At 67.0% G+C, this 15,618-nt stretch carries 14 protein-coding genes; 4 read left to right on the forward strand and 10 right to left on the reverse strand.

Features of this window, described 5'->3' with window-relative positions; translation table 11 throughout:
• Positions 1–10 precede the first annotated feature (10 nt).
• The 8 genes from AC5P9N_RS03080 to AC5P9N_RS03115 all read right to left on the reverse strand — a co-directional run bounded on the left by AC5P9N_RS03080 (position 11) and on the right by AC5P9N_RS03115 (position 10,423).
• On the reverse strand, positions 11–1,606 hold the full coding sequence (locus AC5P9N_RS03080; RefSeq protein WP_005409859.1) for a sensor histidine kinase: 1,596 nt from the start codon (positions 1,604–1,606) through the stop codon (positions 11–13).
• A 9-nt stretch (positions 1,607–1,615) separates the two neighbouring features.
• Positions 1,616–2,020: a response regulator gene (locus AC5P9N_RS03085; RefSeq protein ID WP_024956513.1), complete on the reverse strand. Its 405-nt coding sequence runs from the start codon at positions 2,018–2,020 to the stop codon at positions 1,616–1,618.
• 136 nt (positions 2,021–2,156) lie between these two features.
• Positions 2,157–3,611: a surface lipoprotein assembly modifier gene (locus tag AC5P9N_RS03090; protein WP_099484672.1), complete on the reverse strand. Its 1,455-nt coding sequence runs from the start codon at positions 3,609–3,611 to the stop codon at positions 2,157–2,159.
• Positions 3,612–3,701: 90 nt separating this feature from the next.
• A complete protein-coding gene (locus tag AC5P9N_RS03095) occupies positions 3,702–4,466 on the reverse strand; it encodes a Slam-dependent surface lipoprotein (RefSeq protein ID WP_024956511.1) in 765 nt (254 codons plus the stop codon).
• A 53-nt stretch (positions 4,467–4,519) separates the two neighbouring features.
• The gene (locus tag AC5P9N_RS03100) at positions 4,520–7,642 is read right to left on the reverse strand and encodes a TonB-dependent receptor (RefSeq protein ID WP_495223809.1); all 3,123 of its coding nucleotides are present in this window, start codon (positions 7,640–7,642) and stop codon (positions 4,520–4,522) included.
• Positions 7,643–7,824: 182 nt separating this feature from the next.
• Positions 7,825–8,781 carry a FecR family protein gene (locus AC5P9N_RS03105; protein WP_044570307.1) on the reverse strand — a complete coding sequence of 319 codons (957 nt, stop codon included), beginning with the start codon at positions 8,779–8,781 and terminating at the stop codon, positions 7,825–7,827.
• 82 nt (positions 8,782–8,863) lie between these two features.
• Positions 8,864–9,367 (reverse strand): RNA polymerase sigma factor, encoded by a 504-nt coding sequence (locus AC5P9N_RS03110; protein WP_099484673.1) that lies wholly within the window; start codon positions 9,365–9,367, stop codon positions 8,864–8,866.
• 129 nt (positions 9,368–9,496) lie between these two features.
• On the reverse strand, positions 9,497–10,423 hold the full coding sequence (locus AC5P9N_RS03115) for a LysR family transcriptional regulator (protein WP_099484674.1): 927 nt from the start codon (positions 10,421–10,423) through the stop codon (positions 9,497–9,499).
• A gap of 151 nt (positions 10,424–10,574) precedes the next feature.
• Here AC5P9N_RS03115 and AC5P9N_RS03120 point away from each other — a divergent pair, with 151 nt between their 5' ends.
• The 4 genes from AC5P9N_RS03120 (at position 10,575) to AC5P9N_RS03135 (ending at position 13,374) form a co-directional block, all read left to right on the forward strand.
• Complete coding sequence (locus tag AC5P9N_RS03120) at positions 10,575–11,441, forward strand: pirin family protein (RefSeq protein WP_099484675.1); 867 nt, start codon at positions 10,575–10,577, stop codon at positions 11,439–11,441.
• A 72-nt stretch (positions 11,442–11,513) separates the two neighbouring features.
• Positions 11,514–12,194, forward strand: coding sequence for a hydrolase (locus AC5P9N_RS03125; RefSeq protein WP_005409868.1), 681 nt, complete (start codon positions 11,514–11,516; stop codon positions 12,192–12,194).
• Positions 12,195–12,249: 55 nt separating this feature from the next.
• Complete coding sequence (locus AC5P9N_RS03130) at positions 12,250–12,891, forward strand: hydrolase (RefSeq protein ID WP_005409869.1); 642 nt, start codon at positions 12,250–12,252, stop codon at positions 12,889–12,891.
• An 84-nt stretch (positions 12,892–12,975) separates the two neighbouring features.
• A complete protein-coding gene (locus AC5P9N_RS03135) occupies positions 12,976–13,374 on the forward strand; it encodes an OsmC family protein (RefSeq protein WP_005413631.1) in 399 nt (132 codons plus the stop codon).
• Positions 13,375–13,416: 42 nt separating this feature from the next.
• Here the strand turns inward: AC5P9N_RS03135 and AC5P9N_RS03140 are convergent, their stop codons facing one another.
• Complete coding sequence (locus AC5P9N_RS03140) at positions 13,417–13,746, reverse strand: hypothetical protein (RefSeq protein WP_005409871.1); 330 nt, start codon at positions 13,744–13,746, stop codon at positions 13,417–13,419.
• Between the two features lie 97 nt (positions 13,747–13,843).
• A complete protein-coding gene (locus tag AC5P9N_RS03145) occupies positions 13,844–15,589 on the reverse strand; it encodes a putative porin (RefSeq protein WP_099484676.1) in 1,746 nt (581 codons plus the stop codon).
• Positions 15,590–15,618: the final 29 nt, after the last annotated feature.

The raw sequence follows: 15,618 nt of genomic DNA on the forward strand, positions 1-15,618 counted from the left end.
AAATGGACTTTTACCTGCCGGAACCGCCCGCCGCCGCGCCGGGAGCATCAGTCTGCAGCAGGCTGTCTCGCTCGCGCAGCGGAAAGCGGATCCAGGCGTCCAGGCCCTGCGGGCCAAAGCGCAGCTCGCCGCTGCCGGCGAGTTCGTAGGGCACGCGCTGCTCGATCAGCGCCCGGCCAAGGCCACGCTGCCGGGGCTGCTCCCAGTCCTCCACTTCGGCATGGCGCTCACACCAGTGCAGACCCAGCCATGGCTGGCCGGCCTGAACCTGCAGATCCCAGGTCACCTCGATCCGGCCATCCTCATGGGTCAGTGCGCCATGCCGCAGGGCATTGCTCGCCAGCTCGTGGATCGCCAGGGACAGTACTTCGGCCGCCTTCGGCGGCAGCAGCACATCCTCGCCCTGCAGGCGGTAGGCCGCCGCTGCCGGCGTCTGCGCCGCGATCTCCTCATCGAGCATGCCACGCAGGCAGACCCCGGCATTGGCGCCGCGGGTCAGCAGGCTCTGCGTGCGCGCCAGCGACATCAGTCGCCCGCACAACCGTTCAGCGTATTCATCCACGCTGCTGACCGACTCGCGGGTCCGCCAGGCAATGGCATGGATGGTGGACATGATGTTGCGCACCCGGTGCTGCAGTTCGGCCAGCAATACAGACTGGCGCTCGGTGGCACGCTTGAGATCGTCGATGTCCACGGCGATGGCAAATACGCCGCTGACCTCACCGTCGCCATCGCGCAGGGGCGCGGCCGCGACCCGGGTCCAGCGCGCGCGTCCATCGTCATGCAGATACTGGAACTCCAGCCCCGGCACCACGGTCTCGCCGCGCATCGCACGGGCGATGGCGAAATCCTCCGGCCCGATGGCGCTGCCGTCCGCATGCCAGCCACGCCAGCGATGCAGGTTCACCTCATCCGTGGACGGCACCTTGCCGCTGGGCAGGTAGGCACGCATCTGGTCGTTGGACAGCTGCAGGCGCCCTTCGGTGTCGACAATGCAGACGCCCACCGGCAGCACCTTGAAGGCCAATGCCAGGCGCCGGTCCGCCTCCCGCCGCTTCTGCTCTTCGCGCTCGCGTGCCGATTGGGCCACATGCGCCGCTGTGGTCTCGAACATGGTCACGAGCACGCCGTTGATGCGCCCTTCCTCGCCACGGATCGGGCTGTAGGTAATGGTGAACCAGACATCCTCCAACCGCCCGCGTCGCGCCAGGGGATAGAGTTTGTCCTCGTAGGTGATGGTTTCGCCCTGCCAGACGCGCTGGTAGATGGGCCCATTGATATGCCAGACCTCGGGCCAGCACTCGCGGGTCGGCTGGCCGAGCCCGCCGGGATGCTTGTCGGCCAGAATCTCGGCATAGCCATCGTTGTAGAGCTGCACCAGCTGCTCACCCCACAGCACGATCATCGGGAAACCATGGGCCAGCATCAGGTCGACGGTGGCGCGCAGGTGGGGCGGCCACTGCTCGCAGGCACCCAACGGCGTGGATGACCAGTCGTGGCGGGCGATGCGCGCGGCCATGCCATCGTGGCGCACATGCAGCTGCGGTGCAGGTGGCATCTGGCCACGCAGCTTGGCGGCGTGGATGTCTTCAGGACGGCGCGACATGCCGCGCAATCAGGCAATGCCCGCAGAGACCTGCGGCGCCGCCACCAGCGCGGCCAGCTGCTGCACCAGCGCTTCGATGTGATAAGGCTTGGTACAGCGCGGCGCGCTGGCAAAGCGGCTGGGCAGGTTGTCGTCGTAACCGGAGGTCAGCAGGAAGGGGATACCCGTCTCGGCCAGCCGATCGGCCAGCGGATAGACCTGCTCACCGCCCAGGTTGATGTCCAGCAATGCCACATCGATGGGATGGGTATCGACCAGCCGCCCCAGCGCCTGCAGGTCACCGGCAGGCCCCACCACCTGTGCGCCTTTCAGCTCCAGATAGTCGACCAGAAACATCGCGATGGCGAATTCATCCTCCGCCACCAGTACACGCAGCCCTTTCAGGCCCTCTGGTTTGTTGCCCGCTTCCAGCACGACCGGCGCTCCTCGATACACGCGGCCCAGCTCTGCCGCAACACCCGAAGGATGCGCGAAACGGGCTACAAGAGCGCGTGATGATGAATGAAGATCGCGGCCACGGCGCGTTCACCGTGGCAGCGCAGCGGCGCGTTCAGAAGGCCCGTTCCCATTTCAGGCTGAGCAGGCTGCGGTCGTGGCTGTACAGCCAGCCGACGTTGCTGTCGATGCGCGCGTAGCGCAGGCTCAGGCTGGGTACCAGCCCGGCCACCGCCAGGTGCTCGCTGCGCACGACAGCAATCAGGTTCTGTTCGCTGTCCTCACGCCGCGCCTCCAGCAGCGGGCTCCACGCATCGTAGTCGCGCTCGCGCAACGACACGAACACGGTGGCGGTGGTGCCCGTCCACTGGCGCGCCGCCCCCAGGCGCAGTCCACGCTGGCGGTAACCGTTGGCCGGATTGGCGGCGCGGCTGTCACTCAGGTCCAGCCCGGCAAAGAGGGTCCAGCGCGGGTTGAGCGCACGGAACCAGGTGGCATACACCGCGGCCAGCTCACCGTCGTAATTGGCGGCCAGGCCGCGCTGGCGATAGCGCTGGCGCTTCCAGTCGGCCTCCAGCCTGAGCAGGCTGCGCGCATCCAATGCATATTGCCATTCGCCATGCAGCCCGCTGCCGCCCTGCAGGGCCCGGTTGCCCAGGCTCTGGTAGTCATAGCTCGGCGCGATCTGCAGGGTATGCCGAGCGCTGCGCCAGCTATAGCCCGCCTGCACGCTCGCATTGAGCTCGTTGTAGGCGCTATGCCCGCGCCATGCCTGGCCGAACGCAAGCCCGCGCACATAGACGCCGTGATGACCGGCCAGTGCCCAGCGACGCTCCAGGTTGCCGTCGTAGTCCAGGCCCATGGCGCGCTGGGCATCGGGAAGATTGCGCTGGATGATGCAGGTGTCGCCCACTCCGAACAGGCAGGTGCGGCTGGCCGAGCTGCGGTTGATGTTGTCGCTCCATGCCGGGCCGGCTGCCAGCGCTCCTTTCCAACGCCTGCGCGCCTGCAGTGCGGCCAGGTAGGCGTCCACCCGTCCGCGTACACCTGCGGTAGTGGGGTCGTCGGCATTGATGCCACCGGCGATGGCCCTGAACAACGCCTCCGCATCGCGGTCGCGCTGGTCCTCGGCATGGACACGTGCAAGCTCAAGGCGGGCCGGCAGGAAATCCGGCTGCGCCGCCAGCAGTGCTTCGTACTCGTTGGCCGCGCGGTGGTGATTGCCGGCCACCCGCGCCAGGCCGCCCTGCGCGTAGTGGCGCAGCATCGGGTCGTGGCCGGGCAGTTCGATGTATTCGTCCAGGAAGCGCTGCGCTGCGCCCCATTGCTGATGCTGCAGCGACAGGTACAGCGCCTGGCCCAGATCGTCGACCGTGCGCTCCACGCGCAGGGTCTGACCGTCGATGGTGATGGTCGGTCGCGCCGACTCGGCCTGCTGCAGGCGCTGCTGGTCCTGCTGCTGGTGGCGCAGCTCGCTGCCCTGCTCCAGCACACGACGAAGATCATCCTGCTGGGCGCGCACATCGGCAGCCGCCAGCAACAGGATCACAAGGAAGATGGGATGGCGCATGGTCGATCCGTGGTGATGCATGCAGCGGGCCGAAGCAGGGACTGGCGGATCGCGGCTTGTCCCTGCCCTGCCCCGTCAGGGGCGTGGCAATCAGTTCTTGCTGCCGCCGAAGGCGGTGTCGTACTGGCTGTTGCCGGCGAAGGTGGCGATGCCGGCCAGGGTGGCGGCGTTGGCGCCGAAGAACTGGCCCTGGGTGGTGCCGTTGACGCTGCCATTGACGTTGGCCGAACCGGCGAACGATGCATCGGCACTGTTGATGTTGGCAACGATGGCCAGGGTCAGGCCATTGCCGGACAGCGCACCATCCAGGGTGCCGGCGCCGAAGTCGGCGTCGAAGGTGCCGCTCAGCAGGTTGCTGCCGTTGAACTTGTTCAGGCCGGCCACGGTGTAGGACGCCACGCCGGCGGGCAGCGTGGTGCCGGCGCGGTCGCCAACGAAGTAGACCTGGCGGTTGTTGAAGCCACCGGCGGCGCCATCCTTGGACCATTCGCCAAACCAGACATCACCACTGCCGACCTTGACGAAGTTGAAGTGGCCCATGCCGGCGTGGCTGCCCGGTGCGCCGGTGATCGGCATGGCCAGGGTACGTACCGTCACGCCATTGACGGTGGTGGGTGCCGAGTAGGCGCTCAGGCCCTGGAAGTCCACCGGCTTGGCCTGGGACACGGTACCGACACCGATGCCGGCCTTGCCAGCGCGGTGCGGGCCGCCATTGACCTGCGATTCGCCAACCGCCACGTACAGCTCGGCATCGGTCCTGGCACTGGCGGCACCGACGATATCGGCAGCATGCGCGGCACCGACCAGAGCCAGCGAGGCGGCAACGGCGAGCACCGAACGGGAGATCATTTTCATGGTATTGCTCCTTGGTTGAGGGAACTACGGGTACAACGCTTGAAGGTGGGAGATCAGAAGCGCGCGGTGACGCCGAGCTTCAGGGTGCGACCCGGGGCTGGCAGCGTGGACCGCGTGGCTGGATCGACGTAGTAGCGGTTGCCGAGGTTGCTGCCGACCAGTTCGACGTTGGCATGCTCGTTGAAGCGCCAGCGCGCATAGGCATCGACAGTGGTGATGTTTCCCCAGGTGAACGGCACGTTCTGCCAGAGCAGGCCGCTGCCCCCGCTCAGCAGGCGATCACGGTAGGCCTGCAGGTCAGGGTTCTCGTGCCGCTGGTAGTGCACGATGCGGCTGCCCAGCTCCAGGCGCTCATCGAACAGGCGGGTGCCCAGCGACCCGTTGATCGACAGCTTGGGGATGGCCTGGGTCAGCAGGTAGCCACCGACGAAACCATCCTGCACGCAGTTCGGAACCAGGCCGCGGTTCGCGTCCAGGAGCACCGCCGTGCTCTCGTCACACACCTCGTTTTCCAGCGTGCGGGTGATGCCCAGATCGGTGAAGAAGCGCCGATTGTCGAAGCGGGCCTGCAGTTCGATACCACGGATGGTCTGCTTGTCGATGTTGTCGAACAGGAAGTTGCCATCGCGTTCGATCACGTCACGGGTCTTGTGCACGTAGTACGCCAGCTTGACGTCGGCATCGGCGGTGTTGCCGAACAGGGCCGACAGGTTGTGCACGTAGCCCACCTCGTAGTTGTAGGCGTGCTCGGGCTTGAGCGCATGCAGCGGATTGAGGCTGCCGGAGAAGGCGATGGTGCTTTCGAACATGCTCGGGAAGCGCACCGCTTCGCTGTAACGCACGTAGGCACGGGCGGCCGGGGACAGGTGTGCAGTGGCCGAGAAGGTCGGCAGCCAGGCATGGTCGCGGCGGCGGCTGTTGCGTCCATCGACCGGCTGCGACTGTACGCTGTTGCCGATGTTGCAGACCTGGTCGCTGCCGGCGAACACCGGCTGCACGCCGGGAATGGCCGCCACTTCGCCATTGAGGCAGGGATTGCCGGCGCGGGTGTAGTTGCCATCGGCATCGGGCAGCCAGGGCCGCGTGTACCGGACCGGACGCGGCGTCTCGTACGGTGCCAGCAACGCACGGATGCTGTCGTCGATGAACCAGCCCATGCCGCGCTTTTCCCATACTGCGCGGCGTGCTTCCAACGCGTCGATGCGGGCCTGCAGATTGGCGGGACGGGGCGGCAATTCGTTCACGGTGTACTGCGCTTCCTTGCCACCTACGCCCTTGGTGAGCAGCTCGGGGTGCGCCTCGAGGAAATCGTCGAAGGCCCAGTAGCGGCTGTAGCGCACGCCTGCATTGAGGGTGAGGAATTCGACCGGCCGCCACTCCAGGGTCAGGTAGCCTTCACCCTCCTGGCGGCGCCCGGCACGCGGGAACATGCGCCAGCCATCGGTGGTGCCGAAGTACGGATCGCGGGACCCCAGCTTCTCGTACTGCCAGTTGCCGCCCACGGTCAGGTCCAAGGTCGAATGCAGCGCGAAGCGGTTGCTCAGGATCAGGCCGGTGCGGTCATTGCGCGCGTTGGCCAGCGCGGTATTGCGCAGGATCGGGCTGGCGTCCGGATTCCATGCCGGATTACCCACTGCGAAGTTCGGGAAGCCGCCAGCGCTGTAGGTATCGCTTTCCGTTTCCGTGCGCCACAGGTTGGCGTACAGGTCCAGCCAACGACTGCCGGCGGGCTGGAAACGGTATTCCAGGTTCCACGCATCCGAATCGACCCGGCTGAGCGGCCACTGGATGCGGCCGTAGTCGGGGGCCGACAGGATGCGAGACGGCATGATCTCGCCGTAGTGCGACAGCGTGCGCCGCCAGGTCGCCTTCAACTGCTGGTCATCGTTGATCTGCCAGCTGCCTTTGACCAGCCAGGACTCCTGTTCGCTGGAGGTATTGGGCACTTCATCGCCGGGCTTGAAGTAGCGCGCCAGCGTGGTGATGTAGTCGATGCCCTGGTACTCGAACTGCTCGCGCTGGTCCTGTTCGTAGTAGGCGCTGCCCTGGGTCCCGGAGAAGTAGTTGCCGCGCTTGCGCCAGGCGTAGGCGGCCATCAGGTCGACGTTGTCGCCACGCACGCCCAGCGCCAGGCGCCAGGCCTGGTCCTCGCCATCGAAGGGATTGTTGCCACTGCGCGACTTCACCGGCACCACCAGGGTGCGGTCGTCGTAGGGTGAGTTCGGCGAGCCCTGCGGGAAACCCGGCACGGTGCGGTAGTCCTCGCCGGTGTGCAGCCGCGGCAGGCGCGGTGCCACCGCATTGCTGCTGCCTTCGATCTTCAGCTCCCCGCCGAAGCGCTCGCCGGCAGCGACGACGTCATCGACGTCGATGGTCTTGATCACCAGCGCGCCACCGATCCCGCTGTGCACATCGCGCACCAGCCCTGGCCCCTTGATGACCTGGATGCCACCAATCAGGTTGGGATCGATGTAGTTGCGATTGCTGACGCCGTTGTAGCCACGCCAGACCGTGAGCGCCTGTTCGCCGCCGTCGATGCTGACCGGCACCCGCCCGGGCCCCTGGATGCCACGGATGTTGACGTCCAGCGCGCCGCTGTTGCGCGCATCGCCACTGAACACGCCGACCAGATCCTTGACCACGTCGGCCGGATTGGAGCCTCGGTGACGCTCAACCCGGTCGCGCCCCGAATACGCCGTGGTCAGGTCCAGCGCGAACACATCGTCGTAGCCACGCCGATCGCGGGCCTCCCCCCCTTCCGACTGAAGGCGACCGGCCACGTCCAGTGTTTCGGTCACCCGCACCCCTTCGCCCTCACCCGCCTCCGCTGCGGCCCGCAGGCTCCAGGTACCGTCCATGCCGCGCTGTGCACGCACGCCGCTGCCGCGCAACAGCTGCTGCAGCGCCTGCATCTGGCTGTACTCACCCTTCACTGCGCTGGAGCGGCGGCCTTCCACCAGGTCGCTGCGGAACACCACCTGCACATCGGCCTGGCGGCCAAAGGCGCGTACGGCATCAGCCAGCGGCTGCTCCGGAATGGTGTACTGCCGCACCGGCGCGACGATCGCCGGCTGCGCCTGCACGGCCGGCACCCAGGCCAGCGGCAGCAATGCGGTGGAAACAGCCAGGGCCAGAGCGGTGGCGCGACGATGACAGGCGGCTGCCGTGGACGGCATGGACGGGAACTCCTCAAGCGTGGCGGAACCACGGGCACATCCGGTGCCGGTGGCATGTCTGGCTTGAGGAGAAACGGTGTTTCGCTCTGGCTATACCTCTATAGACAGCGGGGCACTGCAGTTGCCCACGGTTCTTTCATGTTTTTTTCATGCGACCCGTTCATCCGGGTGCTGCGCGGGCCTCACCACAGCACCAGCGCGCCGCCGGGCAAGCGCTGCACGCGCAGTCCTGCCTGCGAGGCCACCGCGTCGATGGCCGTCTCCGGTTGCTGCAGGTGGAACAGGCCACTGACCCGTACGCTTGCGCCCTGCCCGCCCAGTACCCAGACCGGGGCACGGCGGTAGCGCGCCAGATCGGCGATGGCCTGCGCGGCGGGCTGATCGTCGATCACTACCTCGCCACGCCGCCACGGCGCCATGGTCTCGGCATCTTCCAGCTGCATTGGCTGCAGCCAGCGACCGTCACGGAACACGCGTGACTGCCCCGCATGCAGGCGCTGTACGCTGCCATCGCCCGGACGCACGTCGATCACACCCTCGCTGACCTCGGTGGTGACCGTGGTATCCAGCATCGACACACTGAAGGCGGTACCGATGTCACGGACCAGGCCGCCCGCCGCCTCGACCTGGAACGGTCGCGCCTCATGGGCCACCTGGAACCAGGCTTGGCCGCGCAGCAGGCGCAGGTGCCGCTGCTGGCCATCGAACGCAACCGCCAGTGCGGTGCCCGCATCGAGCACGGCGGTGCTGCCGTCCTCCAATTGCACCACGCGCGGTGCATCGCTGCTGCGCAGGTCACTGCGTGCCAGCAGCAGCGCGTGTGGCGCAGCGGCAACCATCAGCACCACCCCCGCGGCACTGGCCAGCAGCCAGGGCAGGCGGCGGCGCGGTGCGATCGGGCGCAACCCCTGCCGATCTGCGGTCAGCCCGGGCAGCGCGGCCAGCACGTCGGGCCCGGCGGCATCCAACCCTTGCCAGAAGGCCTGCTGCTGGCGCCAGGCCAGCGCATGGCGCGGATCGGCCTGCAGCCAGCGCTGCAGGGCTCGTTGCTGGCGTTCCGGCAGCGGGCCTGCACTGCACTGGATCACCCAGCGCAACGCCTGCCTGGCCTGACGCGGCGAGGGTTCGGACGTGGTCATGGTTGTGGCCTGCCGCACCACGAACGGGTGCGCCTTCCTGTTGTGACAACGGCGGGCGCGATCTGCCCACGGCAATCGCCGCTCATCGATGCAGTCCCTGCTGGTGCTGCTGGATCAACAGCGCCGCGCGCAGCACGTGCTTGCCGACCAGGCTCTTGGAGATACCCAGCCGGGCGGCGATTTCGCGCTCGCTCAGGCCCAGGTAGCGGTTGAGCACGAAGCACTCACGCACCTGCGCCGGCAGCGCGAGGATGGTCCTGGTGATCTCGCGCAGCTGCGCCTGGTCCAGCGCCTGCGCCTCGCCATCGCGACTGGCCTCGGCCATGTCGAGGGCGTACTCGGCCATCGCACGCCGCTCGCGGGCGTCGGACTGGCTGCGGTTGAGCGCGTGATGGTAGGCCATCCGGTACAGATAGCCGCGCGGCTCCAGGATGGGCGGATCGCCGGGCACGCTGCTGGCCTTCAGGTACAGGTTCTGCAGGGTGTCCTCGGTACTGGCCGGGTCGAGATAGCGCGCGATGAAGCGAGACAACGCACGGCGCTCGCGGATCAGCAGCTCGACCAGCGCCAGGGCATTGGGAGACATAGGTGCCAAGGCCGGACCGGGGAATGATGGGCGTGATGGCGACGGTCCGGACGTGGATTGTGGGCTGCACGGCCGCAGGCGGCAAGCCGCGGCCGAGAGCTTCATCCACGCATGGCGTGGATGGAAGAGCTAGGGTTCCTCCAGCGCCTCGAAGCGTTCGGCGAGGTAATCGATCAGTGCACGCACCGCCGGCAACAGGCCGCGTCGCGACGGGAACACCGCGTGCACGATGCCGTGCTTGGGCACCCACTCCGGCAGCACCGGCACCAGCGCGCCACTGGCCAGTTCGTCACTGATCATCATCCGCGGCAGCATCAGCAACCCCACCCCGGCTACCGCAGCGGTGCGCAACGCGATCATGTCATCGCTGACCAGCCGCGGTCGATGGTGCACGCTGGCCAGCACGTCGTCCGGCCCGGTGTATTCCCATACATGCTGCTGGCTGGGCGATGCCAGATCGACGGTCGGCATCATCGCCAGGTCGGCCGGCACCTGCGGCGTGCCCAGCCGCTGCACCAGCGCCGGACTGGCACTGGTACACCAGACGCGACGCGCCAGCACGCGTACCACCAGGTCGCTGTCCTCCAGTGGCGGCGGCCGCACCCGAATCGCCACGTCCACACCCTCGCCCACCACGTCGACGCGCCGGTTGGTGGCGTCCAGCTGCACCGTCACCTGCGGGTGCTGGGCCAGGAAGTCGGCCAGCATCGGGCCGATGCGCGCGTGCAGGATCGCGATCGGGCACGCCAGGCGGATCGTGCCGCGCGGCTCGGCGCGCGACATCGCAATCGCTTCTTCGGCTGCTTCGGCTTCGACCAGCATCGCCTTGCAGTGGCGGTAGTAGTCCTGGCCGACCTCGGTGACCGAGAAACGCCGGGTCGAGCGCTGGATCAGGCGCACGCCCAACCGTTCCTCCAGCAGCGCGATGCGCCGGCTCAGTTTCGACTTCGGCATGGCCAGCGCCCGGCCGGCCTGCGAGAAGCCGCCGTGCTCGACCACCATGGCGAAGTAGAACAGGTCGTTGAGGTCGCAACGGCGGATATCAGCGATGAACACGGGGCGATCTCCTGTGGCGCAAGGCGCGCACCCATTGTTCACTAGATAGGACTATGACGGCAAATATTGGCGTCTACCGGCCCAATTGTCGCGGCGATATCGTCTCCTGCAACGAAGAACAGCGGCCGGCAGCCCCGGCCAGGAGATCGCCATGAAGCGTGTCACCGGTACCTACAGCGCCCCGCGCCCGCACTGGGTGGGCGACGGATTCCCCGCCCGCTCGATGTTTTCCTACAACACCCACGGCCAGCACCTGAGCCCGTTCCTGCTGCTGGACTACGCCGGCCCTTATACCTTTGCCCCCAGCAATACCCCGCGCGGGGTCGGCCAGCATCCGCATCGCGGTTTCGAGACCGTCACCATCGTCTATGAGGGCGAGGTCGCCCACCGCGATTCAACCGGCGCCGGCGGCACCATCGGCCCGGGTGACGTGCAGTGGATGACCGCGGCCTCCGGCATCCTCCACGAGGAGTTCCACACACCGGAGTTCAGCAAGCGGGGCGGCACGCTGGACATGGTCCAGCTGTGGGTGAACCTGCCGGCGCAGGACAAGATGGGTGCACCGGGCTACCAGACCCTGCTCGACGCACAGATCCCCTCGGTTGAACTGCCTGAAGGCGCCGGCCGCGTGCGTGTCATCGCCGGCCGCCTCGACGGTCATGCCGGCCCGGCCCGCACCCACACGCCGATGGATGTCTGGGACATCCGCCTGCGGCAGGGCCACCACGCCGAACTGCCGGTGGCCGATGGCCGCACGCTGGCGCTGGTGGTGCTGAAGGGCACGGTGCGGATCAACGGCGGCCAGCCGGTCGGCGAGGCACAGCTGGTCACCTTCGACCGCAGCGGCGAGGACGTGTTCGTCGACGCCGACAGCGACGCCACCGTGCTGCTGCTCAGCGGTGAACCGATCGACGAGCCGGTGGTGGGCTATGGACCGTTCGTGATGAACAGTCAGGCCGAGATCGCGCAGGCGGTCAAGGACTTCAACAGCGGCCGCTTCGGCCAGATCGCGCACTGATCGTTTCAATGCGGCGGGCATTGGCCCGCCGCACCTTCCGGGCCATCGCCCACCTTCTCCAGGAGACTGACCATGAGTACCCCCGCCAACTTCAACGGTGCCCGCCCGGTGATCGATCCGGACAACGCCGCGATGCTGCTGATCGACCATCAGAGCGGCCTGTTCCAGACCATCGGTGACATGCCGTTCACCAGCGTGCGCGCCCACGCCACCGCGCTGGCGAAGATGGCCACGCTGGCAAAGATGCCAGTGATCACCACCGCCTCTGTTCCGCAGGGCCCGAACGGCCCGCTGATCCCGGAGATCCACGACGCCGCCCCGCATGCCCAGTACGTGGCACGCAAGGGTGAGATCAACGCCTGGGACAACCCGGAATTCGTTGCCGCGGTGAAGGCCACCGGCCGCAAGCAGCTGATCATTGCCGGCACCATCACCAGCGTGTGCATGGCCTTCCCGTCAATCGCCGCCGTTGCCGATGGCTACCAGGTGTTCGCAGTCATCGACGCGTCCGGCACCTACTCGAAGATGGCCGAAGAGATCACCCTGGCCCGCGTGGTGCAGGCAGGCGTGGTGCCGATGGACACCGCCGCGGTGGCCTCGGAGATCCAGCGCACCTGGAACCGCGACGATGCCCAGCAGTGGGCCGAGGTCTACACGAAGATCTTCCCGAACTACCAGCTGCTGATCGAAAGCTACCTGAAGGCGCAGGACGTGCAGAAGAACCACGAACAGCTGGATTCGCAGCGCAGCTGACCTACGCCCGGGGTGCCGGCCCGCTGTCGGCACGCCTCTCAACCGGAGACCCACCATGTCCAGTGAACCGATCCGCGACCCGGCCAGCGATCATCTGCTGACCCCGCAGAATTCCGCCTTCATCATCATCGACTACCAGCCGGTGCAGGTGAACTCCATCGCCTCGATGGACCGCCAGTTGCTGGTCAACAACATCGTCGGCACCGCCAAAGCCGCCGTCGCCTATGGTTTGCCGATCGTGCATTCGACGGTAAACGTCAAGACCGGCCTGAACAAGCCGCCGATTCCACAGCTGCGCAAGGTCCTGGGTGACTACCCCACCTACGACCGCACCACCATCAACTCCTGGGAGGACGTCGAGTTCCGCAAGGCGGTGGAAGCCACCGGCCGCCGCAAGCTGATCATGACCGCGCTGTGGACCGAGGCGTGCCTGACTTTCCCGGCCCTGGATGCGTTGAAGGAAGGCTATGAGGTGTATGTGGTGGTCGACGCCGTCGGCGGCACCTCGCTGGCCGCGCACGATGCGGCGCTGCGCCGCATCGAACAGGCTGGTGGCCAGCTGATCAGCGTGCCGCAGCTGTTCTGCGAGCTGCAGCGCGACTGGGCCCGTTCGGAAACGGTGCCGGCCTTCATGAACCTCTTCATTGAAACCGGTGGTACGGCAGGCATCCAGTTCTCGTACGATCGTACCGAGTGATTGGGTGGCGGCGCCGGTCCCGGCTGGCGCCGCCTTTTGGAGCAGTCGAGCATGGCTCGACGCCACAGACAGATGGAGAACGTGATGGCCTACGCACGTATTGTTTCAACCGCCGACAACTACCTGCACCACATCAGCAATGGCACATTCGCCGTGGATGCGGACGAGCCCGCCTCACTGGGCGGCCAGGGCAAGGGCTTCGCACCGTTCGACCTGTACCTGGCCTCGCTGGCGGCGTGCACCGCCATCACCCTGCGCATGTACGCGCAGCGCAAGGGCTGGGAACTGGGCGAGTTCCATGCCGAGCTGCGCTCGGAACGTGACGCGGATGGTCGCTTCCATGTGCACCGCGTGCTGCATGCCAGCGCCGAGCTGAGCGATGCGCAGTGGCAGCGGTTGCTGGAGGTGGTGGAAAAGACCCCGGTGACCCTGGTGATGCGCGAGGGTGCGCGCATCACCAGTGAGCGTGGGGCTGCAGCGTAACCCCATCCACGCATGGCGTGGATCTACTGTAGAGGCGAAAGCTCAGCGCCGTGAATGCAGCACGGTGCGCTGGCGCATGGCGTTGAATTCCTGCTCCACCTGCTGGATGTCTTCGGCCTGGAAACCGGCCGCATCCAGCAGCTGGTCGGCGGCAGCGGCGGCCAGCGGATCATCGTCACGCTGGCGCCAGCAGCGCGCCGGCAGGAAATAGCCCACCTCGCTGCGCCCGCGCATGATCACCACCGGCCGGCCTGCATACAGCAGGAACTCGGCCAGGTGCTGGCGCAGGCCCTCGACGGAAACATAGGCCGGCCCAACACCCAGCATCTGGCTGGACGGTTCGGGACTCTCGAACAGCTTGCGACGGCTCATCCACTCCTCCTTTTGAACAACGCGTGGTCTCCTTTCCTTAGACGGGCGCATCGCTGCGCCCCCGCCACGCACTACGTGATCCGCATCACGCCGCCACTCAGAAGCCGGTGTTGAACTCCAGCTGGAATACGTCGATCGACAGCGGCGCACCGGACACTTCCTTGGCCGCCATCCACTTGCCGCTGATCCAGCTGCGCGCGTCCAGCGCGTAGGCACCGCCCACGTAGTAGCCGCGGGCGTTGGTACCGCCCAGGTGGAAGTTCGGATCGTTGTAGGCGTCCGGCAGCGCATCGGCCTCGATGTGCTTGTAGCCCAGCAGCGCCTGCCACTGACCCTTCTCCTTCAGCTCGGTGGCTCCGAAGGTGGCCTGCACCATCCAGGCGGTGTCGCCGCTGCGGAAGGTGTGGATGCTGGCGGTACCGCCGGCGCCGTAGTTGTTGACGATGCCGTTCTGGGCGCGACTGAACATGGCCTGCTTGTCGTAGGCCAGGTTGCGGATGTAATCGCCGTCCAGGCGCAGACCGATGCCCTGCGCCAGCTGTGTATCCCAGCGCAGGTTCAGCGTGGCCAGGCGGAAGGCCGAAGCCAGGCCGACATACTGCGGGGTCGGCGTACCGGCCGGGTCCTGCGGATTGCGCGCGATGTTCCGGATCAGCATCAGCGTGTTGCCCTTCTGCATGAACGCCGGGCGCGACCAGTCGGTATCGCAGCCTACCGCGCCCGAATACAGCGAGCACGTTGAGGACAGCCGGCCGCTGATGTTCTTGAAGTCGTAGTAGCCCAGCGCGGCACGCACTGCGTTGTCGTCGTTGAAGCGCCAGTTCACGCCCACCTGGGCACCGGACAGCCACTTGTTCTCGTTCGGAGTCTTGACCTTGCTCTGGCTCGGCGAGCTGTCGGAGGTGTACTCCAGCGGCACCACCGCGAGGTTGCCGAACAGATCGAGATCCCCGCCGTTGAAGTCGTACTTCAGGTTCGCGGCCAGGCCATCGAAGTTGAGGTCGTTGGAGAACAGCGTGTCGCTGGTCCAGAACGGATTGCCGAAGCGGCCACCGCGCACCGTCACCCAATCCGCCGGGCTGTAGGCCAGCCAGGCCTGGTCCAGCCACACGTCCTTCTTGCTCAGGCCGCCACCCAGCTGCTCGGTAGTCGACACCGGGCCATTGCTGCTGCCGCTGGCCAGGCGCACGCCGGCCGTGGTGTGCTGGCCAATGGTTGCCTCGATGCCCAGGCGGGCACGGATGCGCCACAGGTTACGGCGGTCCTGGCGGGTGTTCAGCAGCGGCGGCAGCTGCAGGTTGGTGTTGGTGTTGGTGTCGAAGCCGTTGCCGGAATTGATCGACGACCAGTTGCTCACGATGTCGCTGTTGCGCTCGGAGTAGAAGCGCGACTCGCTGCGCACACGCATGTCACCGGTGACCTTGATGCGCTTGGTCCACTCGGCCACTTCGTTGGGTGCCGCCCAGCCTTCCGATTTCGCCTGCGCCATCACGTCCTGGCGCACCTCATCACGGATGCCGTCGCGCACGCTCTGCGGCACGTAGGGCACGCGCACGTCACCGGCCTCCAGGGCCACGCCACCACTGGCGGCCGAGGGCGCGGCGACTGTACCGCGCTGGGCGGCCGCTGCTTCGGCCTCCGCCTGCACCAGCAATGCCTGGCCGTCTTCGGGCTTCAGCGCACCACTGGCGATCAAGCCCTTGATCAGCTTGACCATGGTGGTTTCGGCGGCCATCGCACCGGCCGGGGCGGCCAGGCTGAGCAGCACGGCGCAGCACAGCAGCGCCCGTCGGGCCGGCCGCAGGCGGCGGGAGTCGGTTCGTGCGCGGACGTGGTCGTTCATCACGGTTCTCATCGAAAGAAGGGAAATCA

Source organism: Stenotrophomonas sp. YJH_SMC_6 (genome assembly GCF_059371335.1).

What these genes read in the sequence shown, in the direction of transcription:
- AC5P9N_RS03080 (WP_005409859.1), bottom strand. Translation starts at nt 1,606, where the DNA reads ATGTCGCGCCGTCCTGAAGACATCCACGCCGCCAAGCTGCGTGGCCAG.
- AC5P9N_RS03090 (WP_099484672.1), bottom strand. Translation starts at nt 3,611, where the DNA reads ATGCGCCATCCCATCTTCCTTGTGATCCTGTTGCTGGCGGCTGCCGAT.
- AC5P9N_RS03095 (WP_024956511.1), bottom strand. Translation starts at nt 4,466, where the DNA reads ATGAAAATGATCTCCCGTTCGGTGCTCGCCGTTGCCGCCTCGCTGGCT.
- AC5P9N_RS03100 (WP_495223809.1), bottom strand. Translation starts at nt 7,642, where the DNA reads ATGCCGTCCACGGCAGCCGCCTGTCATCGTCGCGCCACCGCTCTGGCC.
- AC5P9N_RS03105 (WP_044570307.1), bottom strand. Translation starts at nt 8,781, where the DNA reads ATGACCACGTCCGAACCCTCGCCGCGTCAGGCCAGGCAGGCGTTGCGC.
- AC5P9N_RS03110 (WP_099484673.1), bottom strand. Translation starts at nt 9,367, where the DNA reads ATGTCTCCCAATGCCCTGGCGCTGGTCGAGCTGCTGATCCGCGAGCGC.
- AC5P9N_RS03120 (WP_099484675.1), top strand. Translation starts at nt 10,575, where the DNA reads ATGAAGCGTGTCACCGGTACCTACAGCGCCCCGCGCCCGCACTGGGTG.
- AC5P9N_RS03125 (WP_005409868.1), top strand. Translation starts at nt 11,514, where the DNA reads ATGAGTACCCCCGCCAACTTCAACGGTGCCCGCCCGGTGATCGATCCG.
- AC5P9N_RS03130 (WP_005409869.1), top strand. Translation starts at nt 12,250, where the DNA reads ATGTCCAGTGAACCGATCCGCGACCCGGCCAGCGATCATCTGCTGACC.
- AC5P9N_RS03135 (WP_005413631.1), top strand. Translation starts at nt 12,976, where the DNA reads ATGGCCTACGCACGTATTGTTTCAACCGCCGACAACTACCTGCACCAC.
- AC5P9N_RS03140 (WP_005409871.1), bottom strand. Translation starts at nt 13,746, where the DNA reads ATGAGCCGTCGCAAGCTGTTCGAGAGTCCCGAACCGTCCAGCCAGATG.
- AC5P9N_RS03145 (WP_099484676.1), bottom strand. Translation starts at nt 15,589, where the DNA reads ATGAACGACCACGTCCGCGCACGAACCGACTCCCGCCGCCTGCGGCCG.